The sequence below is a fragment of the Luteibacter sahnii genome (assembly GCF_034063545.1).
Lineage (GTDB): Bacteria > Pseudomonadota > Gammaproteobacteria > Xanthomonadales > Rhodanobacteraceae > Luteibacter > Luteibacter sahnii.
Genome location: NZ_JAQLOK010000001.1, coordinates 441,617 through 463,768, shown reverse-complemented (window position 1 = coordinate 463,768; position 22,152 = coordinate 441,617). Strand labels below are relative to the sequence as shown.

The 22,152-nt window shown below is 68.0% G+C and carries 27 protein-coding genes and 1 tRNA gene; 10 read left to right on the top strand and 18 right to left on the bottom strand.

Annotated features, from left to right (window positions below; all coding sequences use genetic code 11):
• Window position 1 precedes the first annotated feature (1 nt).
• From PI246_RS02215 to PI246_RS02175, 9 genes are all read right to left on the bottom strand, one after another.
• Window positions 2-1,111, bottom strand: coding sequence for a flagellar basal body P-ring protein FlgI (locus PI246_RS02215; RefSeq protein ID WP_320549650.1), 1,110 nt, complete (start codon window positions 1,109-1,111; stop codon window positions 2-4).
• Window positions 1,111-1,791, bottom strand: coding sequence for a flagellar basal body L-ring protein FlgH (flgH, locus tag PI246_RS02210; protein ID WP_407069765.1), 681 nt, complete (start codon window positions 1,789-1,791; stop codon window positions 1,111-1,113). The genes PI246_RS02215 and flgH overlap by 1 nt, the downstream gene beginning before the upstream one ends.
• Before the next feature lie 8 nt (window positions 1,792-1,799).
• Window positions 1,800-2,585: a flagellar basal-body rod protein FlgG gene (gene flgG / locus PI246_RS02205; protein WP_320549648.1), complete on the bottom strand. Its 786-nt coding sequence runs from the start codon at window positions 2,583-2,585 to the stop codon at window positions 1,800-1,802.
• Between the two features lie 64 nt (window positions 2,586-2,649).
• Complete coding sequence (gene flgF / locus PI246_RS02200; RefSeq protein ID WP_320549647.1) at window positions 2,650-3,390, bottom strand: flagellar basal-body rod protein FlgF; 741 nt, start codon at window positions 3,388-3,390, stop codon at window positions 2,650-2,652.
• A 16-nt stretch (window positions 3,391-3,406) separates the two neighbouring features.
• Complete coding sequence (gene flgE, locus PI246_RS02195; protein WP_320549646.1) at window positions 3,407-4,648, bottom strand: flagellar hook protein FlgE; 1,242 nt, start codon at window positions 4,646-4,648, stop codon at window positions 3,407-3,409.
• Between the two features lie 21 nt (window positions 4,649-4,669).
• Complete coding sequence (locus PI246_RS02190) at window positions 4,670-5,320, bottom strand: flagellar hook assembly protein FlgD (RefSeq protein WP_320549645.1); 651 nt, start codon at window positions 5,318-5,320, stop codon at window positions 4,670-4,672.
• A 9-nt stretch (window positions 5,321-5,329) separates the two neighbouring features.
• Window positions 5,330-5,743: a flagellar basal body rod protein FlgC gene (gene flgC, locus PI246_RS02185; protein ID WP_320549644.1), complete on the bottom strand. Its 414-nt coding sequence runs from the start codon at window positions 5,741-5,743 to the stop codon at window positions 5,330-5,332.
• Entirely contained in the window at window positions 5,740-6,159 is a 420-nt protein-coding gene (flgB, locus tag PI246_RS02180) for a flagellar basal body rod protein FlgB (RefSeq protein ID WP_320549643.1), read from the bottom strand. Before flgB ends, flgC begins: the two co-directional genes overlap by 4 nt.
• Before the next feature lie 172 nt (window positions 6,160-6,331).
• A complete protein-coding gene (locus PI246_RS02175; RefSeq protein WP_320549642.1) occupies window positions 6,332-7,249 on the bottom strand; it encodes a chemotaxis protein in 918 nt (305 codons plus the stop codon).
• 174 nt (window positions 7,250-7,423) lie between these two features.
• Here PI246_RS02175 and PI246_RS02170 point away from each other — a divergent pair, with 174 nt between their 5' ends.
• The 5 genes from PI246_RS02170 to PI246_RS02150 all read left to right on the top strand — a co-directional run bounded on the left by PI246_RS02170 (window position 7,424) and on the right by PI246_RS02150 (window position 11,595).
• Window positions 7,424-8,731 carry a methyl-accepting chemotaxis protein gene (locus tag PI246_RS02170; protein ID WP_320549641.1) on the top strand — a complete coding sequence of 436 codons (1,308 nt, stop codon included), beginning with the start codon at window positions 7,424-7,426 and terminating at the stop codon, window positions 8,729-8,731.
• A complete protein-coding gene (gene flgA, locus PI246_RS02165) occupies window positions 8,728-9,423 on the top strand; it encodes a flagellar basal body P-ring formation chaperone FlgA (RefSeq protein WP_320549640.1) in 696 nt (231 codons plus the stop codon). Before PI246_RS02170 ends, flgA begins: the two co-directional genes overlap by 4 nt.
• A 102-nt stretch (window positions 9,424-9,525) precedes the next feature.
• Window positions 9,526-9,831 carry a flagellar biosynthesis anti-sigma factor FlgM gene (gene flgM, locus PI246_RS02160; RefSeq protein WP_320549639.1) on the top strand — a complete coding sequence of 102 codons (306 nt, stop codon included), beginning with the start codon at window positions 9,526-9,528 and terminating at the stop codon, window positions 9,829-9,831.
• Window positions 9,828-10,271, top strand: coding sequence for a flagella synthesis protein FlgN (locus PI246_RS02155; protein WP_320549638.1), 444 nt, complete (start codon window positions 9,828-9,830; stop codon window positions 10,269-10,271). The genes flgM and PI246_RS02155 overlap by 4 nt, the downstream gene beginning before the upstream one ends.
• Before the next feature lie 58 nt (window positions 10,272-10,329).
• Window positions 10,330-11,595 (top strand): EAL and HDOD domain-containing protein, encoded by a 1,266-nt coding sequence (locus PI246_RS02150; RefSeq protein WP_320549637.1) that lies wholly within the window; start codon window positions 10,330-10,332, stop codon window positions 11,593-11,595.
• Window positions 11,596-11,704: 109 nt separating this feature from the next.
• Here PI246_RS02150 and PI246_RS02145 read toward each other — a convergent pair whose 3' ends face one another.
• From PI246_RS02145 to rsmD, 8 genes are all read right to left on the bottom strand, one after another.
• A complete protein-coding gene (locus tag PI246_RS02145; RefSeq protein ID WP_320549636.1) occupies window positions 11,705-12,103 on the bottom strand; it encodes an MAPEG family protein in 399 nt (132 codons plus the stop codon).
• Between the two features lie 21 nt (window positions 12,104-12,124).
• On the bottom strand, window positions 12,125-13,171 hold the full coding sequence (locus PI246_RS02140; RefSeq protein ID WP_320549635.1) for a TMEM43 family protein: 1,047 nt from the start codon (window positions 13,169-13,171) through the stop codon (window positions 12,125-12,127).
• A gap of 25 nt (window positions 13,172-13,196) precedes the next feature.
• Complete coding sequence (locus tag PI246_RS02135; protein WP_320549634.1) at window positions 13,197-14,048, bottom strand: MBL fold metallo-hydrolase; 852 nt, start codon at window positions 14,046-14,048, stop codon at window positions 13,197-13,199.
• Between the two features lie 10 nt (window positions 14,049-14,058).
• On the bottom strand, window positions 14,059-15,765 hold the full coding sequence (gene ggt / locus PI246_RS02130; RefSeq protein ID WP_320549633.1) for a gamma-glutamyltransferase: 1,707 nt from the start codon (window positions 15,763-15,765) through the stop codon (window positions 14,059-14,061).
• Window positions 15,766-15,816: 51 nt separating this feature from the next.
• On the bottom strand, window positions 15,817-16,074 hold the full coding sequence (locus PI246_RS02125; protein WP_320549632.1) for a YfhL family 4Fe-4S dicluster ferredoxin: 258 nt from the start codon (window positions 16,072-16,074) through the stop codon (window positions 15,817-15,819).
• A gap of 90 nt (window positions 16,075-16,164) precedes the next feature.
• Entirely contained in the window at window positions 16,165-16,668 is a 504-nt protein-coding gene (locus PI246_RS02120; protein WP_320549631.1) for a hypothetical protein, read from the bottom strand.
• Between the two features lie 17 nt (window positions 16,669-16,685).
• Window positions 16,686-17,189 carry a pantetheine-phosphate adenylyltransferase gene (gene coaD, locus PI246_RS02115; RefSeq protein WP_320549630.1) on the bottom strand — a complete coding sequence of 168 codons (504 nt, stop codon included), beginning with the start codon at window positions 17,187-17,189 and terminating at the stop codon, window positions 16,686-16,688.
• Between the two features lie 28 nt (window positions 17,190-17,217).
• Window positions 17,218-17,787, bottom strand: coding sequence for a 16S rRNA (guanine(966)-N(2))-methyltransferase RsmD (gene rsmD, locus PI246_RS02110; protein WP_320549629.1), 570 nt, complete (start codon window positions 17,785-17,787; stop codon window positions 17,218-17,220).
• Between the two features lie 64 nt (window positions 17,788-17,851).
• Here rsmD and ftsY point away from each other — a divergent pair, with 64 nt between their 5' ends.
• The 5 genes from ftsY to PI246_RS02085 all read left to right on the top strand — a co-directional run bounded on the left by ftsY (window position 17,852) and on the right by PI246_RS02085 (window position 21,526).
• On the top strand, window positions 17,852-18,997 hold the full coding sequence (gene ftsY, locus PI246_RS02105) for a signal recognition particle-docking protein FtsY (protein ID WP_320549628.1): 1,146 nt from the start codon (window positions 17,852-17,854) through the stop codon (window positions 18,995-18,997).
• 22 nt (window positions 18,998-19,019) lie between these two features.
• Window positions 19,020-20,063 (top strand): AsmA family protein, encoded by a 1,044-nt coding sequence (locus PI246_RS02100; protein ID WP_320549627.1) that lies wholly within the window; start codon window positions 19,020-19,022, stop codon window positions 20,061-20,063.
• Window positions 20,060-21,106, top strand: a complete 1,047-nt coding sequence (mutY, locus tag PI246_RS02095; protein ID WP_320549626.1) for an A/G-specific adenine glycosylase — start codon at window positions 20,060-20,062, stop codon at window positions 21,104-21,106. Before PI246_RS02100 ends, mutY begins: the two co-directional genes overlap by 4 nt.
• Window positions 21,103-21,384 carry an oxidative damage protection protein gene (locus tag PI246_RS02090; protein WP_320549625.1) on the top strand — a complete coding sequence of 94 codons (282 nt, stop codon included), beginning with the start codon at window positions 21,103-21,105 and terminating at the stop codon, window positions 21,382-21,384. The genes mutY and PI246_RS02090 overlap by 4 nt, the downstream gene beginning before the upstream one ends.
• A 66-nt stretch (window positions 21,385-21,450) precedes the next feature.
• A tRNA-Phe gene (locus tag PI246_RS02085) sits at window positions 21,451-21,526 on the top strand.
• Between the two features lie 347 nt (window positions 21,527-21,873).
• On the opposite strand, the gene PI246_RS02080 is transcribed toward PI246_RS02085, so the two are convergent.
• Entirely contained in the window at window positions 21,874-22,077 is a 204-nt protein-coding gene (locus PI246_RS02080) for a hypothetical protein (protein WP_320549624.1), read from the bottom strand.
• Window positions 22,078-22,152: the final 75 nt, after the last annotated feature.

The window sequence follows — 22,152 nt, the reverse complement described above, 5'->3', positions numbered from 1 at the left end:
GTCAGATCACCACCAGTTCGGCGCGCAGGGCACCGGACTCCTTCAGGGCCTGAAGGATCGAGATGAGGTCGCTGGGCGAGGCGCCGACCTGGTTCACGGCACGCACGATGGCATCCAGGCTGGTGCCTGGCCCGAACTTGAACATGTGACCACCCTCCTCGCTGACCGCGACCTGGCTGCTCGGCACCACGGCCGTCTGGCCGCGGCTGAACGCATTGGGCTGGCTGACCTGGGGTTGCTCGCTGATCGTCACCTGGATCGCACCGTGCGCGACCGCGGCGGCGCCGACCTTCACGTCGGAGCCGATCACCACGGTACCGGTGCGCGAATTGACGATGACCCGCGCGGGTGCATCGCCCGGCGTCACGTCCAGGCCCTGGATCGTCGACAGCCACGCCACGCGCTGCGACGCGTCCATGGGAGCGCGCACGGCGATCGTGGCCGAGTCGATGGCGCGGGCCGTGCCGGCGCCGAAGTTGCGGTTGACCGCTTCGGCCACGCGCGCGGCGGTGGTGAAGTCGGCCGTATTGAGGTTGAGCATGATGTCGCCGCCCTTGTCGAAGGACGTGGCGACGCTGCGCTCGATGGAGGCGCCACCGGGTATGCGACCGCTGGCGGAGATGTTCACCTGCACGCTGGAACCGCTCTTGCCCTGGGCGCTCACGCCGCCGACCACGACGCTGCCCTGCGCGATGGCGTAGATCTGTCCGTCGGCGCCCTTGAGCGGCGACATCAGCAGTTCGCCGCCGCGGATGCTCTTGGCGTTGCCGATCGAGGCGACGGTGACGTCGATGCGCTGGCCGGGCTTGGCGAAGGGCGGCAACTCGGCGGTGATGGTCACCGCGGCGGCGTTTTTAAGCTGCGGCCGCACGTTCGCCGGCACGTTCACGCCGAACTGCTGGAGCATGTTTTCCAGGCTCTGCGTCGTGAACGGGGCCTGGCTGGTCTGGTCGCCGCTGCCATCCAGGCCCACGACCAGGCCGTAGCCGACGAGCTGGTTGCTGCGCACGCCACCGACCTGGGTGAGGTCGCGGATGCGGTCGGCGTGCGCGGGCGCCAGCACGCCGAGGGCAAGCGTGGCGACGGCGAAGAAACGGGCGACGGCGTTCATCAGTACGGCATCCACTTCGAATCGAAGAAGCGCGACAGCCAGCCGCGCGTATTGGAATCGGCCAGCGTGCCCTTGCCCACGTATTCGATGCGCGCATCGGCGACGCGACTGGAGGGCACGACGTTGTCCGAGCCGATGTCCTGCGGGCGGACGATGCCGGAGATGCGCACCAGCTCTTCGCCCTGGTTGATCGTGAGCCACTTCTCGCCCTGCACCATCAGTGCGCCGTTGGACAGGCGCCTGGACACCGTGACGGTAATCTCGCCCGAGAGCTGGTTGCTCTGGCTCGACGAGCCGTCGCCGGCAAAGGCGTTGTTGCTCGACAGCGCGCTATCGGCGGTCTTGCCGCCGATGCGCAGGCCCTGGCCCAGCAACGTGGGCGAGGCGATGTTGCTGCCGTTCTTCTTGTTCGTACTGGTCGCCGCCTTCTTGCTCGCCTGGGTGGATTCCACCAGCGTGATCGTCAGGATGTCGCCGGTGCGATGCGCGCGCGGATCGGCGAACAGTTCCATCGACTGCTGGTCGGCATAGATCGACCCGGTCGGCTGCGCGGGCGCGACGGGCTCGTCGGGCATGGTCGCGCTGTACATCGGGCGCGGGGTCGGCGGCACCATGGCGCAACCGGCCAGGAGCGCGAGCGGCAGCGCGGCGGCGGAAAGACGGGCAAGGAGACGGTTCATGGCGGTCATCAGGTCTGCTGGGTGATGAACTGGAGCATCTGGTCGGAGGCCGAGATCGCCTTCGAATTCATCTCGTAGGCGCGCTGGGTTTCGATCATGTTGACCATCTCCTCGACGACGTTGACGTTCGAGGTTTCCAGCGAGTTCTGTTCGAGCGTGCCCAGGCCGTTGAGGCCGGCGGTGCCGGTCTGCGGCGCGCCGCTGGACGCGGTTTCGACATAGAGGTTGTCGCCGCGCGGCTCCAGGCCGGCCGGATTGGTGAAATCGGCGAGCTGGATCTGGCCGATCTGCTGGGCGGCGGCGTTGCCCGGCGTGGTGACGCTCACGGTGCCGTCCTTGCCGATGGTCAGCGAGGTGGCGTTCGCCGGCACGGTGATGGCCGGCTCGATCGGGTAACCGTCGTTGGTCACCATCTGGCCGTCCGAATTGCGCTTGAGCGAGCCGTCGCGCGAGTAGCCCACGGTGCCGTCGGGCAGGGTCACCTGAAGGAAGCCGCGACCGTTGATGCGCACGTCGTAGGGGTTGTCGGTCTGCTGCGAACCGCCCTGCTCGAACATCTTCTGCGTGCCGACCACGCGTACGCCGGTGCCGATCATGAAACCGGTGGGCGACTGGGTCTGTTCGGTCGTCTGCGCGCCGGCCTGGCCACGGTTCTGGTAGGTCAGGTCCTCGAACTCCGCGCGGGCGCGCTTGAAGCCCGTGGTGTTCGTGTTGGCCAGGTTGTTCGACACGACGTCCATGCGCGTCTGCTGCGCATCGAGGCCGGTCTTGGCGATCCAGAGGGACGTGAACATCGTTGACTCCTGCGCCGTCGGGCGCGTTGCGTGCCGGCGACGGTTTTGCGTCGCGCGCCGGGGGTTACCCCACCTGTAGCAATTTCGATGCCGACTGGGCGTTTTCGTCGGCCGCCTTGATCGAACGGACCTGCATCTCGAACTCGCGCGAGAGCGAAATCATCTGCACAAGCACTTCGGACGGGTTGACGTTGCTCGATTCCACCGCGCCGGAGGTCACCCGGACGTTGGCGTCGGCCTCGGCCTGGCTGCCGTCCTTCATGTGCATCAGCCCGTCGCTGCCGTAGCTGAGCTGGTCGTTGCCGGGATTGACCAGCTTGATCCGGTCGGTCGTGGCGACGGTGGAAGGCGTTTCGCCCAGCGGTACGACCGAAATCGTGCCGTCGGCGCCGATCTTCAGGCTCGAGGCCTGCTGGATGGTGATCGGGCCACCGCCGCCCACGACGGGATTGCCGCGCGCGTCCGTCAACAATCCGTCGGCATCCACGCGCAGGTTGCCCGCGCGTGTGTAGCCTTCGCTGCCATCCGGCGCCTGCACGGCGATCCAGCCGTCGCCCTGCACGGCGATGTCCAGGTCGTTGCCCGTCTCCATCTGCTTGCCGCCAGCGCTGTCCCAGCCCTTGCCCTGGGCCACGCCATTGATGCGCGTGGCCAGGCCGTCGCCCTGCACGGGCATGGACTGGAAGGCCGACAGCTCGGCCTTGAAGCCGGTGGTGTTGGCGTTGGCGAGGTTGTGCGCGACCTCGGCCTGGGCCCGCATCACCTGAGTGGCCCCGGTCATCGCGATGTAGACGGAACGATCCATGGCTTATCCCCCGCCGTCAGCTGCGGATGTTGATGATCGTCTGGGTCAGCTGGTTATCGGTGGTGATCACCTGCGCGTTGGCCTGGTAGTTGCGCTGCGCCTTGATCATGTTCACCAGCTGCGCCGTGAGGTCGGCCGTGTTCGAGGATTCGAGCTGGCCCGACTGCACCACGCCGACGTCGCCGGAGTTGGCCACGCCGCGGATCGGCTGGCCCGATTCGGACGACGGCACCCAATTGGTGTCGTTGAGCTGGCGCAGGCCCTGGTTGTTCGCGAAGGTGGCGATGGCCAGCTGGCCCAGCGGGATCGTGGCGCCGTTGGAGTAGATGGCCGAGACGGTACCGTCCTTGGCCACGTCGATCTTGGAGAACTTGCCGGCCGAGTAGCCGTCGTTGGTGACCGCCGTGGTCGAAAACGTGTCGCCGAACTGGGTCACCTTGCTCACGTCGATCGCCAGGTCGATCGGCTGCGCGCCGGGGTTGGGCGACACGGGGCCGAAGTCGAGCTTGCCGTTGGCCGGGGTGGCGATGGCGCCGCCGGCGCTGAAGGTCAGCTGCTGGGTCAGCGGGTTGCCGTTGGCATCCTTCATCTGGGTGCCGTCCACGGTCATGTGCACGTCCCAGCCGTTGGACGTGGCGTTCTTCGCGTAATACACGTTGACCGTATGGGTGGCGCCGAGCGAATCGTAGGCCTGGAAGGTCGACAGGTTGGTGTAGGTCTGGGCGTTGGTCGGGTCGAACGGGGTCACGGCCGGCGCGGTGGCGGTCGAGGGCAGGTTGGCGGTCAGCCCGATGTTGGCGCTGGCCTTGGCCGGCGCCGAACCGGTGGTGATCTGCAGGTCGGACAGCGAGGAGATGTTGAAACCGCCCGTGGGCGTCGGCGGATACACCTGCACGCGCTGGCCCGTGGCGTTGACGATAAAGCCGTTGGCGTCGGGATGGAAGTTGCCCGCGCGCGAATACGAGTAGCCCGAGCCGTCGTGAAGGGTGAAGAAGCCTTCGCCGCTGAGTGCGAAATCGTACGAGTTGCCGGTCTGGGTGAGGTTGCCGTCGCCGAACTGCTGGGCGATGTTGGTCACACGCACGCCGCTGCCGGCGGCCGTGGCGGAGAGGTTTTCGCCGGCCACCGAATACACCTGGGAGAACTCGGCGCGCGAGCCCTTGTAGCCGACGGTGTTGACGTTGGCGATGTTGTTGGCGGTCACTTCCAGGTCGGTGGACGCCGCGTTGAGGCCGCTGAGGGCGATATCGAAAGGCATGGTGGAATTCCTCGCTGTGCGTTACAGGATTTGCGCGATCTGACTGAGCAGGGCGCCGCCGTAACCGGCCACCTGCACGTACGTGCCATCGGTGCCTGAGGCACCGACACCTTCCACCTTGCCGCGCACGAAGGTGCTCGCCGCGGTCCCGCCGGAAGTAGCGGAGATCTGATAGGCGCCGTCCGGCAGCTGCGTGCCGTCGTCGGACTTGCCGTCCCAGGTGAAGTCGACCAGGCCGGTATCGGGCTGGCCCAGCGGCAGGGTGCGCACGACGTTGCCGCCCGCGTCCTTGATCTGCACGTTGACGATGGTGCCGGAGCTGGGCACGTTCACCGCGCCGCTCATCGTGCCGCCCTGCAGCTTGGCCGCGGAGGACGGCACCAGCACGTCGTGGCCGACCATCGCCGATGCGCGCACGAACTGGTCGCCGGACAGGTTGGACGCCAGCGAGTCGAACGACTGCTGTAACTGCTGCGTGGCGGCCACCTGCGAGAACTGCGCCATCTGCGCCACCATCTGGGTGGAGTCCATGGGCTTGGTCGGGTCCTGGTTGGTCATCTGGGTGACCATGAGCTTCAGGAAATCCGACTGCGAAAGCGTCTGCTGCTGCAGCTGGTTCGAGGTGGAGGTACTGGAGCCGAACGTGTTGGTAGCGACGGAGTCGACAGCCATGGGGAATCCTTATTTGCCGAGGTCCAGCGTCTTCTGCATGAGCTGCTTGGCGCTGTTCATGACTTCGACGTTGTTCTGGTAGGAGCGCGACGCGGAGATCATGTTGACCAGCTCGTCGACCGGGTTGACGTTGCTCGAATACACGTAGCCGTTGGTGTCGGCCATCGGGTTACCGGGCTCGTAGCGGGACTGCACGGGCGCCTGGCTCTCGGTGACGCCGAGGGTGCGCACGCCTTCGTTTTCCATCTGGCCGTCGACCTGGCGCTGCACCGCCGCGAACATCGGTTGCCGCGCGCGATAGGCCGTGGCCTCGCTGCCGGACACGCTGTCGGCGTTGGCCATGTTGCTGGCGGTGGTGTTCAGGCGCGCGGACTGCGCGGCCATGCCGGAACCGGCGACGTCGAAGATCTTCAGGAGGCTCATGAGCTGCTACCCGTGATGGCCATACGCATGGCGTGGATCTGGGCCGTCATGAAGCTCAACGAGGCCTGGTAGTGGATGGCGTTGCTGGCGAACTGCGCCTGCTCCACCTGGGTGTCCACGGTGTTGCCATCCATCGACGGCTGGGTTTCCTGGCGATACGCCAGCTGGTTGGCCTCGGCCAGCGCCACGGCGGGGTTGCCACCGATGTGCCCTGCCTCGGTGGCGGTCATCGACAGGCGATCGCCGTCCATCGCACCGGTGGCGGCGGACATCGCCTTGCGGAAATCGAGGTCGCGGGCGAGGAAGCCCGGGGTGTCGGCATTGGCGAGGTTCGACGAAATGACCTCGGCACGGCGCTGCCACAGGCCGAGGGCCTGGGCATGCACGCCGAACAGCGGATCCTTGGAGTCGATCATGGGCACGGGCCCTCTCGTTGACTTGGCCCGAGGGGCTCAGCAAGAGGCGTGCCACGGTGGAAAGCGCAATGCGAAACGGCGCCGTGGCGCCGTTTTCAGAAGGAACATGGGCGATGGCGGCGGAATTCCGTCGCCCGCCGGAGACGATCCGGCGACGGTGGGCCGTCGCGCGTCAGGCGGGCAGCAGTTCCATGACGGCCGTGGCGAGCACGTCCGGCTGGAACTTGGCGATGAAGCGATCCGCTCCCACGCGGGCCACCATCGCCTCATTGAATACACCACTCAGGGAACTGTGCAGCAGCACCTTGAGGTGGCGCAGCTGGGGCTCGTCGCGAATGGCGCGGGTCATCGCGTAGCCGTCCATCGTCGGCATCTCGATATCGGACACCACCAGGGCCACGCGCTCGGCCGCCGGGCCGGCCACCAGCTGGCGCAGGCGCTCCAGGCCTTCGGAACCGTCCTTCGCCACCACGCATTCGAGTTCCAGCTTGCGGAACAGGTCGACGATCTGTTTGCGGGCAACCGCCGAGTCGTCGACGACCAGCACGCGCCGATTGGCGATCGACTGCCCATGGGCCGCCTTCTGCACGCGGTCGGATACCTCGACCGCCCGCGGGTCGACGCTGGACAGCACCTGCTCGACGTCGACGATGGCGACGAGGTCACCGTCCAGGCGCGTCACCGCGTTCACGCGGGGGCCGTAGCCCAGGGCGGCGGGCGGCGCCGCCATCTGGGCGCCGTCGACGTGCACGATGCGGTCCACGTCGGACACCAGGAATCCCTGCACCGACAGGTTGAACTCGGTGACGATCAGGTGCGCGCCATCCACGCCGGCCAGCGGCGGGTACCCCATCGCAGCGGCGAGGTCCACCACCGGAATGGTATGGCCGCGGTAGTCGAAACTGCCCGCCACCAGCTCGTGCATGCTCGGCATGCGCTCCAGGCGCGGCCGGCGAAGCACCTCGCGCACCTTGAACACGTTGATACCGAACGCCTGGCGCTCGCCCAGGCGGAACAGCAGCATCGCCACGCGGTTGTGGCCGGCGAGGCGGGTGAAGGTTTCCACGGTGTCGAGGAGGGGTCGGGCCATCGGGGCTGCGTCGTTCGAGGTGTATGGGGGTATCGGCCCGACGCGTGGATTCTTTACGACGCGACGCCCCTCGCGCGCAGGGCGCGCTCCTGGCGACTGGCACGGGTATTGCTTCGCTCAAGAACAGCGCCCCGCGACCGATGTAGTGGGCGACCCACCAAAAGCGAAGCACCCATGACTCTCCTCTGGAGCCAGCACGTCCGTCTTCTCGCCCAAGCCGCCGCCGCGGGTGACGCCGCCCGCGTGCGGGCGCTCGCCGCCCAGTATCCGGCGGCCGCCAGCGCCCTGGGCGCCCTGCTCAAGCCCGCCGAGCCGCGTACCGCGCCGGCCACCACCATCCAGGCCATCGAGCAGCAGGGCATGGTGCTCACCAATGCCCAGGCCCTCGGCCTGACGTTGCAGGAATTGGGCACCGCCGTCGAAGGGGCCCGGGATGCCGCCGGTCGTTTGACGGAGTCGGGCGCCAGGATTTCGACGGCCCTGGACCAGGCCCGCTCCGGCGTGAGCGGCATGGCCGACGCCGGCGGCGAAGGCATCGCCCAGGCCGGCGACCTCGACGGCCAGTTGCGCCTGCTGCGCAGCGCGCTGTCGGGCATGAGCCGCAACCACGCCCAGTTCGCCGATTACTTCACCGCCATCCGCAAGCTGACCGCAACAGTGCAGGACATCGCCCACCAGACCAACCTCGTGGCGCTCAACGCTGCGATCGAGGCTGCCCGTGCCGGTGAAGCCGGCCGCGGCTTCGCCGTGGTCGCCGACGAGGTCAAGCAGCTCGCCGAGAAGACCACCCAGGCCACCGCCGAGATCGACCAGGTGACGCAGGCCGTCGGCGAATTCTCCGGCCAGCTCGACGAGGCCGTGCAGAACAGCCTGCGCCGCCTCGACCAGACCCAGTCTGGCATCGCCGGCATGCAGGCGTCGCTGGGTCGCGTCGACGGCGTGGTGCGCGCCGCCCGCGAGGGCATCGACGCCGCGCGCGACGGCATGGGCACGCTGCAGGGCCGCATCGCCGGCGTGCAGGCCGCCCAAGCCAGCCTCGGCCGCACCGCCACGGAGACCCGCCGCCAGGCCGATGCCGCCGCCCGCGCCGCCGTGCTGGCCCACCGCCTGGGCCTGGCCCGCCTGGAGACCGAGGGTGAACTCGATGCCGCCACGCTGAGCCAGATGATCCGCGAAGCCTGCCAGGGCCTGCGTTACGCCCTGGAACTGTCCTCGCGCGATCCCGCCGGCCTGGATCGCCGCTGGCTCGATACGACGCCGCTCCTGCGCTGCATCGATCAGTTCCGCGTGCGCCGCTCGGATGCGGCCTCCGATGGCGTGCGGGCCGCCGCCGACCGTTTCTCGGCCCAGGCGTCGGTCTATGCGCTGGCCATCGGCGAAGGTCGCCAGGCCGAGGCCGCGCAGATGCTGCCGGGGTTGACGCGCGAACTCGACGCGATCACCCAGGGCCTGTCCACCGCCCTCGCGGAGCGCGCGGCGTGATCCGCCGCCTCGCCCTCGCGATCGCCGCCCTCGCCTCGCTGGCCTGCCCGTTCGTCGCGGCGGCCACGTCGGTCGATCAGGTGCGTGACATCGCGGTGGCGTGGCTGCGGCAGAACCGTACCCTGCCCGGCGCCCGCATGGAGGCCGACGCCGTCGCGCTCGACAGCCGGCTGCGCCTGGCCGATTGCCCGATGACACCGGACGCCTCGCTGCCCGGCAACCGTGCCCTCGGTGCACGGGTCAGCGTGACGGTGCACTGTCCCGTGCCCGGCGGATGGACCGTCCGCGTGCCGGTGCGGGTGAAGCTGTTCACCCCGGTGCTGGTGACCAGCCGCCCCCTGACCCGGGGCGACGGCATCGGTGCCGCCGACGTGCACAGCGAGGAGCGCGACGTCGCCTCGCTCGCTTACGGCTACATCGCCGCGCTCGACCAGGTCGAGGGCCGCGCCCTGGCGCGCCCGATCAACGCGGGCACCGTACTCACCCCGGGCATGCTCGCCGGCCGCCAGGCCGTGCGCGTGGGCGACGCGGTGAGCATGGAGGCCACGGTGGACGGGGTCACCATCCGCGCCGACGGCGTGGCGATGGGTGCCGGCGACGCCGGGGCCCGCGTGAAGGTGCGCAACGCGTCGTCCGGACGGATCGTCGACGCGGTGATCAGCGGGCCGGGGGTCGTCGCCGTCCTGCCATGAAACAAAGGGTCGATCCATCACACTTTCACCCCCGCGCCCGCTAAAGTTCGTCCCCGGCACGCCGATAAGCCTTCCGAAGGACATCGTTCCGAGGACCCCCTCATGACCAATACGATCAAACCCGGCCTTACCCCTGCGCAGCTCGCCGTCCCGGCGCGCACGCCCAACGCCGCCGCCGGTTCCGCCGGCCAGGCCCCGGCCGCCGCACCCGTGCGCGGCACCGCCGACAGCGTGCGCATCACCGACTCGGCCAAGGCGCTGGACGCCGCCAGCCGTGGCGAAGGCGTCGACACCGCCCGAGTGGAAGCCATCCGCGCCCGTCTCGCCGAGGGCACCTATAAACCGGACGCCCAGGCCATCGCCAGCAAGTTCCTCGCGATGGAAGGCCAGATCGGCGGCAAGGCATGACACCCACCCACGGTTCCGATTTCGATACGGCGCTGGCCGCCGTGATGGCCGACCTCGCCCGTGAGGTCGACCAGTTGCACGCGCACCTGATCGACGAGCGCATGGCGCTCGACCAGGCCGACGCCGCCACGATCGAAACCGTGGGACGCGCCAAGGGCGCCTCGGTGGACCGCATCGAGCGGCTCGACGTCGAGCGCCGCCAACTGAGCGACGCCGCCGGCATCGACTCGCTCAACGACCCGCGCTGGTCGCATACGGTGGATCGCCTGCTCGAGTGTCGCCGGATCAACGACACCAACGGCCGTATCGTCGGCCAGCGGATCGGTCAGGTCCGTCAGGCGCTCGCGGTGATCTCCGGCGACGGCCCGAACGGTTCCACCTACGGCCCGGACGGCGCCGCCCGGATCAAGCTCCGTTCTGCGACCCTCGCACAGGTCTGAGCCAACGCCCCGCAGTATCCTCCATCGCGAACTCACCCCACGGCGCACGACGATAGACATGGCAGCAACCCCCCAGCCGATAGCGGTGAACGACGATGGAATCCTCCCCATCGTTCGCGTGCCGGTCCTCGATCGCAAGCAGGCGCTGTTCGCCTACGAGCTGCTTTTTCCCCGACCCGCCGGGCTGGACATCGAAACCGCCTCGCTGGCGCACACCCAGGCCACGCTGAGCGCCATCGTCGATGGCAGCCTCAAGCGCCTCGTGCGCGATAACCGGGCGTTCCTGCACATGTCGCGCGAACTGCTCGTGCAGCATGCCGACATCCTGCGCCACAACGCGCGGCTGGGCGCCAGCATCAGCGCCGACGTGGGCGACGACGAGCAATTGCTGGTGCGCCTGCGCGAGCTGAAGGGCCATGGCTGCCTGTTCATGCTCGAAGACTTCACGCTGCCCGCCGATCCCGTGCATCGCGCCGGCGTCGACGCGCTGCTGCGGATCGTGCAGTTCGCGAAGGTGGCGGTGGACCATCGCCACCCCGTCGCCGCACGCGCACACATCGATTACGTTCACGCCTTCGGCGTCAAGGTGATCGTCACCGGCATCGACACGCACGAAACCTTTATCGATTACGCCGACCAGGACGTCGACGGTTTCCAGGGCCGCTACCTGCTGCGCCCGGAACGCGTGGACATGCCGCGGCTCACCCCGAACAAGCTCGGCGTGCTACGCCTCATGGGCGCGCTGCAGGATCCGGACAACGGCCCGGTCGAGTTGGGCAAGATCGTCCGCGACGACGCGATCCTCAGCTACAAGCTGCTGGGTTGCGTGAATTCCGCCTACTTCGCCCTGCCCCGCCAGTTGAAATCGGTGGAACAGGCGGCGGTGTTCTTCGGCGTCAACCGCATGCGCAACTGGATCTTCACCATGGCCGTGTCGGGCATGGACGAGCGTCCGCCCGAGCTGCTGCGCCTGGCGCTCATACGCGCGCACATGTGCGAGCAACTGGCTCGCAGCGTCAAGCCCGAGCTGCAGGAGATGGCCTTCACCGCCGGCCTGTTCTCGCTGCTCGACACGCTGATGAACGCGTCGATGGCCTACGTGCTCGAGCACCTGCCGCTGGCGCTGGAAATCCGCGAGGCACTCCTCGAGGGCACCGGCCCCTTCGCGACGATCCTCGACCAGATCCGCCATTGGGAACAGGGCGAACTGCAGACCGACTCCGAGCAGCACATGCTCAAGATGGCCACCATCTACCGCGACGCGGCCAGCTGGGCCGACCACGTCTACGCGTTCGCCGACGGTTCCGCCGCGGCGCAGGCCTGATCCACTGCCGCCCCACGCACCGGCATCGTGCCGGTGGCGGCAATCCCTCGCACCGTCGCCGCGCCGAGGGTTCGCGGACATGGTCCGCTCCTGTGCCCTCGTGATGGGGTCAGGTCAGGAGGTGGATGACGGCGTACTGCCAGATGAGAAGCAAAGCCATCGCGGCGATCACCACCAGGGTGAGTGCGGCGCCGGCTGCGCGCCCCGCCGAGTAGCCCGGCGACGACGACAGGCCCATGGCGTGCGCCAGGCGCGCGATCAGCAGTGTGATGCCGAACACATGCAGCAGCAGGGGCAGGGTCTGGTTGAGTTCCAGCACCAGGAGAAGGATCAACGCGATGGGCACGTATTCGACCGCGTTGCCGTGCGTGCGGATGGCGCACGCGGCATCGCGGTGGCCGCCGTCGCCCAAACCGATCTGGTGGCGCCGGCGAAGCAGGATCACGCGCACCGCGAGTCCAAGGATGAGCAGGGCCAGCAGTGCCGCATAGAGTCCGGTGATACGCATGCGAGAGGGTTTCCCGAAAAGTCAGACGTCACGCGCGTGCCGGTGTTGCGATCGCCAGATCGCCAGCCCCGCGCCCAATACAGCCACCAATAACCACACGCTGCTGACCATCGCGTCGGTGCCCAACCACAGGAGCCCTCCCGCGGCCGTCACCACGACGGTGCCCGCCCCGAGCGCGAACCATGGGTCGCCCTGGAAGCGCGTGCCGGCGGCCGCCAGCAACACGCCAAAGGATGCCACGAGCGCCGCCAGCACGCGCGCCGTCATTACCGCCTCGGGCGGCTCGGGCGTGGCCGGCATGACATCGCTCAGGCGGCGATCTCCCACCTGCACTTCGAAGCCGGGACGGTTGCCCGACGCCGCACCCGGCACCAGCGTGTCCCCATCGATCCGCGCCACCACCGTCATGGTCTGCACCGGCACGGCCTCCCAACTCACGCGGAGGTCGCCCAGCCGGGGCACGTCGGGTTTCGCGCTGGTGATGAGGTCATCGCCGGCACGCTGGAACGTCGCCGCCAGGTTGGCCGGCAGGGTCTTTTCGTTGGGCGACACCGCTACCCGTCCCGGAAACGCGCGCACGATGGCTTGCGACAGCCGGAAATGTCCCAGCCTCACCTCGCCCGCTTCGAACTGACGCCCCTGGATGGGGAACCCGCCGGGATTGGCGTGGCCGGCCGGCTTGGCGAAACGGGACGATTCGACAGGATGATCGACCCAGTCGAGTTCGTAATGGGTCTGCCCGCCTACGGTGACCTCGCGCCACTGGAACATTTCCACGTGCCGCACCAGCAACGGGGATTCGGCACGCACGCCGAACTCCCGGTCGTACGGTGCGTCGATGATCCGCGGCATGCCGTCGACGCGGGTCGTCGAACCGTGCAGGCCGGATCCCGGGCGCCCCTGGTCGCCCAGGTCCAGCACCGGAGCCCCCTGCCGGCTGACGGCGGCGAGGTAGGCCATCGGCCGCTGTTCATTCCACGCGATCAGCGCCAGCGCCGCCAGCAGAGCCATGACGCCCACCGCTCGCCACGCCCAGCGGACCTTGTCATGCGTTTTCGTGTACTTCATCCCGCCCCGTCCCGTTCACGCTGGCTCAGGCGTCCAGCCCGACCAGTGTCTCTCGTGGATCGACCGCCGAATAGCGGCCTTTGTCGTCGCGCGCCACCGATGCCATGGCGCAGCCGTGGTCGTGGGTGAAAAACAGCCGCACCCCGCGCGCCAGTTTGTCGTCGAGGAACGTCTTCTTTTCGTCGATGAGCCGCTCCGGCCACCGGTCATAGCCCATCGTCACCGGCAGGTGCACCCACGGGCGCCCCGGAATGAGGTCGGCGCAAAACACCACGCCCGCCACCTCGGCCAGCATCAGCCCGGGGGTATGGCCTTCGGAGAAGGTGAATCGCACCGCCTGGCCCAGCGAACTGGAGCGGTTCGGCTCGACGAGTTCGAGCCGCCCGCTGGCCTCGAGCAACGCCGCCAGTTCGGGAATGAACGATGCCCGGTCGCGCGGGTGCGGATGCCGGGCACGCGCCCAGTGCTCCGCCCCCACGAGGTAGCGCGCGTTGGGAAACAGCAGGCGCGGCGACCGGCCGTCTTCCCACGCGGCGAGCAGGCCGCCGGCGTGGTCGAAATGCAGATGCGAAAGCACCACCGCGTCGATGTCTTCGTGCGTCAGCCCGACCGAGGCCAGCGAATCGAGTAGCACATGCCGGTCTTCCACCACGCCGTAGCGTTCACGCAGGGCTGGCTCGAAAAACGCGCCGATGCCGGTTTCGAACAGCACGTTGCGTCCGTCCAGACCGGTGACCAGCAGGCAACGACACGCCAGCGGAATGCGATTCTGTTCGTCGGGCTCGATCCAGCGCGCCCACATCGCACGCGGTGCGTTGCCGAACATGGCTCCGCCGTCGAGCCGTTGCGAATTGCCGATGAGCGACCACAGTTTCATGGCATCGACCTCACTGCACCTTGCCCAGGCCCGACGGCCGGCGCGGATCGCTCGCGGCGTCGAGCTTGCCGGTGCGATGGTCCCAGGTGACCACGTTCATGAATCCCCAGGGCGAACGCTCTTTCAGCACATGCCCCATAGCCGTCAGCGCCTTGGCCGTGGCATCGTCGAACACGCCGGGTTCGACATCCACGCGATCGGGCAGGTATTGGTGATGGAAGCGCTTTTGCGCGGTGATGCCCGAGGCATCCTTCCCGTCGATGAAGGCAAGGATGCCTTCGAGCACCTGCGTGATGATGGTCGAACCGCCCGGCGAACCGATGACGGCCGTGCGATCGGCGCCGAACACGAAGCTCGGCGACATCGACGAGAGCATCCGCTTGCCCGGCTCCGGCGCGTTCGCGAGCGAACCGCGCAGGCCGAACGCGTTCGGCTGGCCGGGCACGAGGGCGAAGTCGTCCATCTCGTCGTTGAGGAACACACCCGTGCCTTCGGCGACGAAGGTGGAACCGAACTCAAGGTTGACCGTGAGCGTGGAGGCGACCATGTTGCCGTCGGCGTCGATCACCGAGAAATGCGTGGTGTGCATGCCCGGCTCCGATGCCATGGCCGTGGGCAGCAGATCGGACGGCGTGGCCTTGTCGGGCGAAATGGTGGCACGCAGGCCGTCGGCGTAGTACGTCGACAGAAGCATGTCGAGGGGCATTTTCACGAAGTCCGGATCGCCCAGGTATTCGTTGTGGTCGCGGAACGCCCGGCGCATCGCCTCGATGACGAGATGCGTGGCATGCGCCACGTCGAGGCGGGTGAGGTCGTAGCCGCCGAGGATGTTGAGGATCTCGGCGATCGCCACGCCACCGGACGACGGGGGCGGCACGGTGACGATGCGATAGCCCTTGTAGTCGACACGCAGCGGCTCGCGCTCTTTCACCGTGTAGCTTTCCAGGTCGGCCGCGGTCCAGTTGCCGCCCGCCTTGCGCGTGGACGACACAAGCAGCTTCGCCGTTTCGCCCTTGTAGAAGCCGTCGCGCCCCTGCGCGGCGAGGCGCTCGAGCGTCCGGGCGAGATCGGGCTGCTTCAATGTCCAGCCGGCGGTGGGCACATTGCCTCCCGGCAACAACACCGCCGCCGAGGCGGGGTAGCGCGCCAGGTCGTCCTTGTGGTCGGCGATGGCGCCGAGGAAACGGCTGTCGGGCTGGAAGCCCTCCTTCGCGACGCGGATGGCCGGCGCCAGCGACACCGACAACGGCAGCTTGCCGTAGTGCTGGGCCATCCAGGCCAGGCCGGCCGGCTCACCGGGGATGCCGGCCGACAGCGGGCCACGCGTGGACACCTCGCGATTGGGCTTGCCGTCCTTGCCGACGTAGACCTTCATGTCGACAGCCCTGGGCGCGGTCTCGCGGGCGTCGACGAACACATCGCGGTTATCCGACGCCCGGTGCAGCAAGGCCATGAAGCCACCGCCCAGGCCCGAGCTCTGCTGCTCCACCACGGCCAGTGTCGAGGACACGGCCACCGCCGCGTCGAACGCGTTGCCACCCTTGCCGAGCACTTCGAAACCGGCGTTGGTGGCAAGGAAGTTGGCGCTGGCGATGGCCGCGTGGCCCGGACCGCGCGACGGCGTGTCGGCGGCGGCATCCCTGGCGGACGCCACGCCTGTGCCGGCCACGAGAAAGGCACTCGCGGCGATCAGGCGCCACGACGAAAGACGGGTCATGGGGTGTCTCTCCGGACAGTCATTACTGCCGGCCAGATTAACCCAGAAGGCTCAGGAAGCCGACTTCGCCATGAGGTGTTCGTACTTGAGCATGAGCTGTTCGCGGCTCTCGACACGATCGGGATCGTGCGGAATGCATTCCACCGGACACACTTCGACGCACTGCGGGTTGTCGAAATGCCCCACGCACTCGGTGCACAGGTCGGGATCGATCACGTAATACAACTCACCCAGCGAGATGGCCTTGTTCGGGCACACGGGCTCGCAGACGTCGCAGTTGACGCAGGTGTCGAGAATCATGAGGGACATGCGCTCATTTTAGCGCAAGTCGCACCCCAACGAAGAAGGGCGCCCCAGGGCGCCCTTCTTCACGAGCCACGCGTGGTGCGTGACGCGTCGTCACATGGCGACGAAGCGGTAGGTGGCACCGGTCGGGGCCAGGGCGTCGGCGACGCGCTGCTGGTCGGCCTGATCGCCGATGAAGAGCACGATCACGTTCTTGAACGAGCCCGGCTGGGCGTTCTTGAAAGCGTCGACGATCAGGTCGGCGGTCTTGGCCGACGACGGGCCACCGAACACGAGCATGTTGCCCGGGGTGACGCCACGGGCCACGGTGCCCTGGACGTTGTCGAGCTGGCGCTGGCGACCGTCCTGGCCTTCCTGGTCGTCACCGGCCGGCACGAAGTACGGGAACGGGCGGTCGGCGGTCATGCCCTGCATGTTCTTGCGCACGATCTGGCCGAAGAACTGGCTCCACGCCTTGGTGTCCTTCGGATCGGACGGCTTGGCGACGGCTGCTTCCTGCTGGGTGGAGGCCTTGTCGGCGTCGTCGGACTTGTTGCAGGCCGACAGGGCCAGCGAGGCGGTCAGGGCCACGGACGCGGCGAGGAGGAACTTACGCATGATGATCACCTTTAGGTTCAAGAATGGCGCCAGCGCTGGCGCATGGCCTGTTGCACCGCCGGATGCACGAAGCCGGATATATCGCCACCCAGGCGACCGATTTCACGCACGAGCGAGGAGGAGATGAAGCTGTACTGCTCGGCCGGGGTCAGGAACAGCGTCTCGGCCTTGGGGATCAGGTGACGGTTCATGCTGGCGAGCTGGAATTCGTATTCGAAGTCGGACACCGCGCGCAGGCCGCGCAGGATCACCCCCGCGCCGATCTCCGTCACGAAGTCGGCCAGCAGGCAGTCGAAACCGCGCACGTCGACGTTGGGCAGGTCGGCCAGCGCCAGGCGGGCCAGCGCGATGCGCTCGCCGAGGCTGAAGCCCGGCCCCTTGCTGCGGCTTTCGGCCACCGCCACCACGATGCGGTCGAACAGCGGCGCGGCGCGCGACACGAGGTCGGCGTGGCCGTTCGTGATCGGATCGAACGTGCCGGGGTAGACGGCGAGACGCGGATTGACCGGCGGAGGAGTCATGGAGAACGCAGGCAAGGGAAAACGCGGATTAGCTTAACGGATCGGAAAGGGTGCGGCGATAGAGGGTGTAGGCAACCTCCCCGGCCTGCCCCTGGCGATGCGGCTGCCAACTGGCCGGCAGGCGCAGCACGGCGGCGCGGGGGGATTCGACGTAGATCCAGGCCGAGGCGGACAGCCAGCCGCCTTCTTCCAGCAGTGTCGCCGCGGTGTCCCAGGCGCCGTCGGCGAAAGGGGGGTCGATGAACACCACGTCGAACGGCTTGCCGCCCCCCTTGAGCCAGCGCGCGGCATCGTCGGCCACGACGCTGGCCTGCACCTTCAACCGGGTGAGGTTGGCCTTAAGCGCGGCAACCAGCGCCTGCTCACGCTCGACGAAGGTCAGCATCGCCGCGCCACGGGAAAGCGCCTCGATGCCCAGGGCGCCCGTGCCGGCGTAGAGATCGAGGCAGCGCGAGCCCTCGATCACCGGTTGCAACCAGTTGAACAGGGTCTCGCGCACCCGGTCGGTGGTCGGCCGCAGTCCCGGCCGGTCCGGGACATCCAGCCGCGAGTTGCGAAGGCTTCCGCCAATGACACGGATGCGGCCGGTCCCGTTCATCGATCAGCGGCCAGTGGGGGCGGGAGTGCTAGCATTCGCCTATTGTCTTTGAATCCGCCGCGCAATGCTCAAGTTCTGGAAAAAGAAGCCCGTCGACGCCGCCCCGGCCCCCGAGGCCACGCCCGTCGAGGATGACGTCCGGGCCAGCGCCGCCGACCCGGCGTCCACCGACGCCGCGACAGGCCTGACCGAAGCCCTGGCCGAAACCGCGCCGGCCGAACCGGAGGTGCCCGAGCTCTCGGGCGAGTTCGACGCGAGCGCCGCCGCCGAAGCCGCCGCGGAGGCCTCGCAGCCGGCACGCCGCAGCTGGCGCGAACGCCTTTCGGGCAGCGGTTTCGCCAAGAGCCTCAGCTCGCTCTTCGTGCGCCACCCCAAGCTCGATGACGACCTGCTCGACGAGCTGGAAACCGCCCTGATCACCGCCGATGTCGGCGTCGAGGCCAGCACCCGGCTGGTGGAAGCGCTGCGCAAGCGCATGCACAAGCGCGAGTTCGCCGACGCGCAGGCCCTGCTCACCGCTCTGCGTGCCGAACTGGTCGCCCTGCTCAAACCCGTCGAGCGCCCACTCGACGTGGGCACGCACACGCCGTTCGTGATCCTGACCGTCGGCATCAATGGCGTGGGCAAGACCACCACCATCGGCAAGCTTGCCCGCCGCTACGCTGACGAAGGCCGCAGCGTGATGCTCGCCGCGGGCGACACGTTCCGCGCTGCCGCCGTCGAGCAGTTGAAGACGTGGGGCGAGCGCAACAAGGTGCCGGTGGTGTCCCAGGGCCAGGATGCCGACTCGGCCAGCGTGATCTTCGACGCCCTCCAGGCCGCTCGCTCGCGCGGCACGCATGTGCTGATCGCCGACACCGCGGGACGCCTGCACACCCAGGGCGGCCTCATGGACGAGCTGGGCAAGATCGCCCGCGTCATGAAGAAGCTCGACACCGCCGCGCCGCACGAGGTGCTGATGGTCATCGACGGTACCACCGGCCAGAACGCCATCAGCCAGTTGCGCCAGTTCCGCGACACGGCGGGCGTCACCGGCCTGGTGGTGACCAAGCTCGACGGTACCGCCAAGGGTGGCGTCATGTTCGCGCTGGCGCGGGAGTTCGCCCTGCCCATCCGCTACGTGGGCCTGGGCGAAACCGCCACCGACCTGCGCGTATTCGACGCCGAAGCCTTCGTCGACGGCCTCCTGCCCGCACGACTGGGAGGTTGACGGTGGGCCGCCTGGCGACGTCATGCCGATGAACCGCCGGCTGCGCGCCGGCCTCTACGTGTTCGGCGGCGTGTGCGCGTTGCTGTTGGTCACGGCGGTCGTGGCGACCTATGTCGTGCTGCAACCCGAACGCTTCACCGCCCTGCTGCAATCGCGTGCCCGGGCGGCAGGTCTGGAGCTGACCCTGGCCAACCCCGCGAGCCCCACCCTGTGGCCCTCGCCCGCGCTCGATCTGGAAGGCGTCATGCTACGCGGCGAAGGGTCGAGCACACCGCTCATCGTCGCGTCGCGGGGGCGTGTGGTGTTGCCGTGGCATACCCTGCTCGGCGGCGAGGCCACCATCTCCCGGCTGGAAGTGGAAGGCGCACGCATCGACGTCGACGCGGTGTCGGCCTATCTCGACACGTTGCCGAGCCGCCCCTCCACGGCGGGCGCGACACTGCCGACGATCGATGCCGGCTTCCGCATTGCGCGCGGCACGCTCTTGCGCGGTACGAAACTGGTGCTGTCGGACATCGAAGCCGAGGCCGACCGCCTCGCCAGCGGACGTCGCTTCACCCTCACGCTGTCCGCCCACCTGGCCGACGGCACGCCTTACGCGCTCGATCTCGACACGGTGCCCACCCTGTCGCGCGGCGTACTCACGTTGGCCGACATGACCCTCGGCCTCGACAGCGATCCACGCTTCGAGTCCACGCTCAAGGGCACGGCCACGTGGCGCGGCGGCGCGGATGTCGGCGCGTCGCTCACCGGCCGCGTGACGCGCCACGATGCCACACCGTATGACGTGGCGCTGCGCGTCACGCCGGCCAACGAGAACGACCCGCTCTACGTCGCGCTCAAGCTCGATGGCGACACCGATCATGCCGACCTGCGCCTTCCGCCCCTGGCGCTTGCGCAGTGGTGGACCGGCATCCGCGGCACCGGGTCGCTGACGATGCCGCCGCTGGTCGGCACCGTGCAGGCGCAGAACGTCGACGCGGGCAGCCTGCACGTCAAGGGCCTGCGCATACGCGCCACGCCCGACGCACCCGCCGCCACCGCCACGGTAGGCGTCGCGCCTTGAACGCTTTCGCCCGCGAACTGCTCCGCTGGTACGACCACCACGGACGCAAGGAACTCCCCTGGCAACACCCGCGCAGCGCCTATCGGGTGTGGCTGTCGGAAATCATGCTGCAGCAGACCCAGGTGGTCACGGTGCTGGATTACTTCCAGCGGTTCGTCGAGCGCCTGCCCACCCTGCGCGACCTCGCGGATGCCGATGAGGACACCGTGCTCGCGCTGTGGTCGGGGCTGGGTTACTACCGTCGCGCCCGTTTCCTGCACCATGCCGCGCGGCTATGCGTGGAACGTCACGGCGGCGACCTGCCGCGCGACCTCGACGCCCTCATGGCCCTTCCCGGCATCGGTCGCTCCACGGCGGGCGCCATCCTCGCCCAAGCGCACGGGCTGCGTTTCCCCATCCTCGACGGCAACGTCAAACGCGTGCTCACGCGCTACCACGGCATCGAAGGGTTTCCCGGTGAGAGCGCCATCGAAAAACGCCTCTGGCGGCACGCCGACGAACACACGCCCGACGAACGCACCGCCGACTATACGCAGGCGATCATGGACCTCGGCGCCACCGTCTGCGTGCGGAGCAAGCCGGCCTGCCTGCTCTGCCCTCACGCGGCCACATGCGTCGCTCACCGTGACGGGCTCACGACCGTGCTGCCCACGGTAAAGCCTGGCAAGAAAATCCCAACGCGCGCCGTCGCGATGCTGCTCATGCGCGACGGACGCGGACGCGTGCTGCTCGAAAAACGCGGCACGCAAGGCGTGTGGTCGGGGCTATGGAGCCTGCCCGAGGCGGTCGACGCGGACGCCGCGCCGGCCGTGGCGACCACGTTCGCGCGCGTGCACGCGGCGGAGCCCCTGCCCGCGTTCACCCACGTCTTCAGCCATTACCGGCTGGACGTCAGCCCCCTTCTGTTCGACCATGCGGCCCCGCTCGCCGCCGTGGCCGACCGCGCCGACCGGCGCTGGTGCGACCGCGAGGACATCGCCTCGCTCGGCCTGCCCGCCCCGGTGCGCACCCTGCTCGACCATCTTCCGGAGATCGCCCCATGACGCACACGGTCCATTGCGTGAAACTCGGCCGCGACGCCGACGGCCTCGACTTCGCCCCCTGGCCCGGTGAACTGGGCAAGCGCATCTACGACAACGTGTCCAAGGAGGCCTGGGCCCAGTGGCTCGCCCACCAGACCATGCTCATCAACGAGATGCGCCTGTCGCCGCTCGACCCCAAGACGCGCGGCTTCCTCTCCGGCGAGATGGAAAAATATTTCTTCGGCGGCGGCGACGTCGCCCAGGCGGCCGGCTACGTGCCACCCGACGAAAACGCTTGACGCGCGTCCCGCTACCCGATTTAATACGCGGCTCCACACGCCGCAACACGCATTGCAGGCACTCGTGGCTCGGTAGCTCAGTTGGTAGAGCAGGGGATTGAAAATCCCCGTGTCGGCGGTTCGATTCCGTCCCGAGCCACCATTTATTCAAAGACTTGCGTTTACGCAGGTCTTTTTTCTTTTGGGCGACTGCAATTGGTTGCCCGCTCGGTGCCCGTTTTCGACTGTGTCATGTAGGACGGAAAACCTTCTCACGCGATTGCCACGTAACCGTGTCATTCATGCTGCCCCTATGCGGGCGACGCCCTGACAAGAATCGTGAACAACCCTCATCACGCACATATGCTTGATGCCATCAGTTGCGATGGTCGAGGGGGACATGGACGCAACCTTTGTGCACAACGTGATCTTTCGAAACAAGCTGCATGAAAGCGGCGGTCAGGCGTTTCAGGACGTCTTCAATCAACTAATGACGTTTGTATTTGAAAGTCACGTTGCCGTGCTGGCTGCAGCCGACTCTGGTGTCGATCGGAACGTTCCCACCATTATAGGAATGGCGTGGAGATGCGAGCAGACGGCCAGAAGATGTGCAAGGCGAGCGCCAACGTTGAGCAGATAGAACTCATCCTCGTCCGGCAGGCGATCACCGGATGGCTCGACGTGCGCAGGATTGTCGCCCAGCGCGAGGGACATCTTCACAGCTGCGTCTAAAGCCAGGCTCACCAGCGGAACGCTGTTTAAGGCGTCGAATGGGGATGGGATCGCTGC

Bases quoted from the DNA above. Each gene is read 5' to 3' on its own strand.
- PI246_RS02215 (WP_320549650.1), bottom strand. From the start codon at position 1,111: ATGAACGCCGTCGCCCGTTTCTTCGCCGTCGCCACGCTTGCCCTCGGC.
- flgH (WP_407069765.1), bottom strand. From the start codon at position 1,791: ATGAACCGTCTCCTTGCCCGTCTTTCCGCCGCCGCGCTGCCGCTCGCG.
- flgG (WP_320549648.1), bottom strand. From the start codon at position 2,585: ATGTTCACGTCCCTCTGGATCGCCAAGACCGGCCTCGATGCGCAGCAG.
- flgF (WP_320549647.1), bottom strand. From the start codon at position 3,390: ATGGATCGTTCCGTCTACATCGCGATGACCGGGGCCACTCAGGTGATG.
- flgE (WP_320549646.1), bottom strand. From the start codon at position 4,648: ATGCCTTTCGATATCGCCCTCAGCGGCCTCAACGCGGCGTCCACCGAC.
- PI246_RS02190 (WP_320549645.1), bottom strand. From the start codon at position 5,320: ATGGCTGTCGACTCCGTCGCTACCAACACGTTCGGCTCCAGTACCTCC.
- flgC (WP_320549644.1), bottom strand. From the start codon at position 5,743: ATGAGCCTCCTGAAGATCTTCGACGTCGCCGGTTCCGGCATGGCCGCG.
- flgB (WP_320549643.1), bottom strand. From the start codon at position 6,159: ATGATCGACTCCAAGGATCCGCTGTTCGGCGTGCATGCCCAGGCCCTC.
- PI246_RS02175 (WP_320549642.1), bottom strand. From the start codon at position 7,249: ATGGCCCGACCCCTCCTCGACACCGTGGAAACCTTCACCCGCCTCGCC.
- PI246_RS02170 (WP_320549641.1), top strand. From the start codon at position 7,424: ATGACTCTCCTCTGGAGCCAGCACGTCCGTCTTCTCGCCCAAGCCGCC.
- flgM (WP_320549639.1), top strand. From the start codon at position 9,526: ATGACCAATACGATCAAACCCGGCCTTACCCCTGCGCAGCTCGCCGTC.
- PI246_RS02155 (WP_320549638.1), top strand. From the start codon at position 9,828: ATGACACCCACCCACGGTTCCGATTTCGATACGGCGCTGGCCGCCGTG.
- PI246_RS02150 (WP_320549637.1), top strand. From the start codon at position 10,330: ATGGCAGCAACCCCCCAGCCGATAGCGGTGAACGACGATGGAATCCTC.
- PI246_RS02145 (WP_320549636.1), bottom strand. From the start codon at position 12,103: ATGCGTATCACCGGACTCTATGCGGCACTGCTGGCCCTGCTCATCCTT.
- PI246_RS02140 (WP_320549635.1), bottom strand. From the start codon at position 13,171: ATGAAGTACACGAAAACGCATGACAAGGTCCGCTGGGCGTGGCGAGCG.
- PI246_RS02135 (WP_320549634.1), bottom strand. From the start codon at position 14,048: ATGAAACTGTGGTCGCTCATCGGCAATTCGCAACGGCTCGACGGCGGA.
- ggt (WP_320549633.1), bottom strand. From the start codon at position 15,765: ATGACCCGTCTTTCGTCGTGGCGCCTGATCGCCGCGAGTGCCTTTCTC.
- PI246_RS02125 (WP_320549632.1), bottom strand. From the start codon at position 16,074: ATGTCCCTCATGATTCTCGACACCTGCGTCAACTGCGACGTCTGCGAG.
- PI246_RS02120 (WP_320549631.1), bottom strand. From the start codon at position 16,668: ATGCGTAAGTTCCTCCTCGCCGCGTCCGTGGCCCTGACCGCCTCGCTG.
- coaD (WP_320549630.1), bottom strand. From the start codon at position 17,189: ATGACTCCTCCGCCGGTCAATCCGCGTCTCGCCGTCTACCCCGGCACG.
- rsmD (WP_320549629.1), bottom strand. From the start codon at position 17,787: ATGAACGGGACCGGCCGCATCCGTGTCATTGGCGGAAGCCTTCGCAAC.
- ftsY (WP_320549628.1), top strand. From the start codon at position 17,852: ATGCTCAAGTTCTGGAAAAAGAAGCCCGTCGACGCCGCCCCGGCCCCC.
- PI246_RS02100 (WP_320549627.1), top strand. From the start codon at position 19,020: ATGCCGATGAACCGCCGGCTGCGCGCCGGCCTCTACGTGTTCGGCGGC.
- PI246_RS02090 (WP_320549625.1), top strand. From the start codon at position 21,103: ATGACGCACACGGTCCATTGCGTGAAACTCGGCCGCGACGCCGACGGC.
- PI246_RS02080 (WP_320549624.1), bottom strand. From the start codon at position 22,077: ATGTCCCTCGCGCTGGGCGACAATCCTGCGCACGTCGAGCCATCCGGT.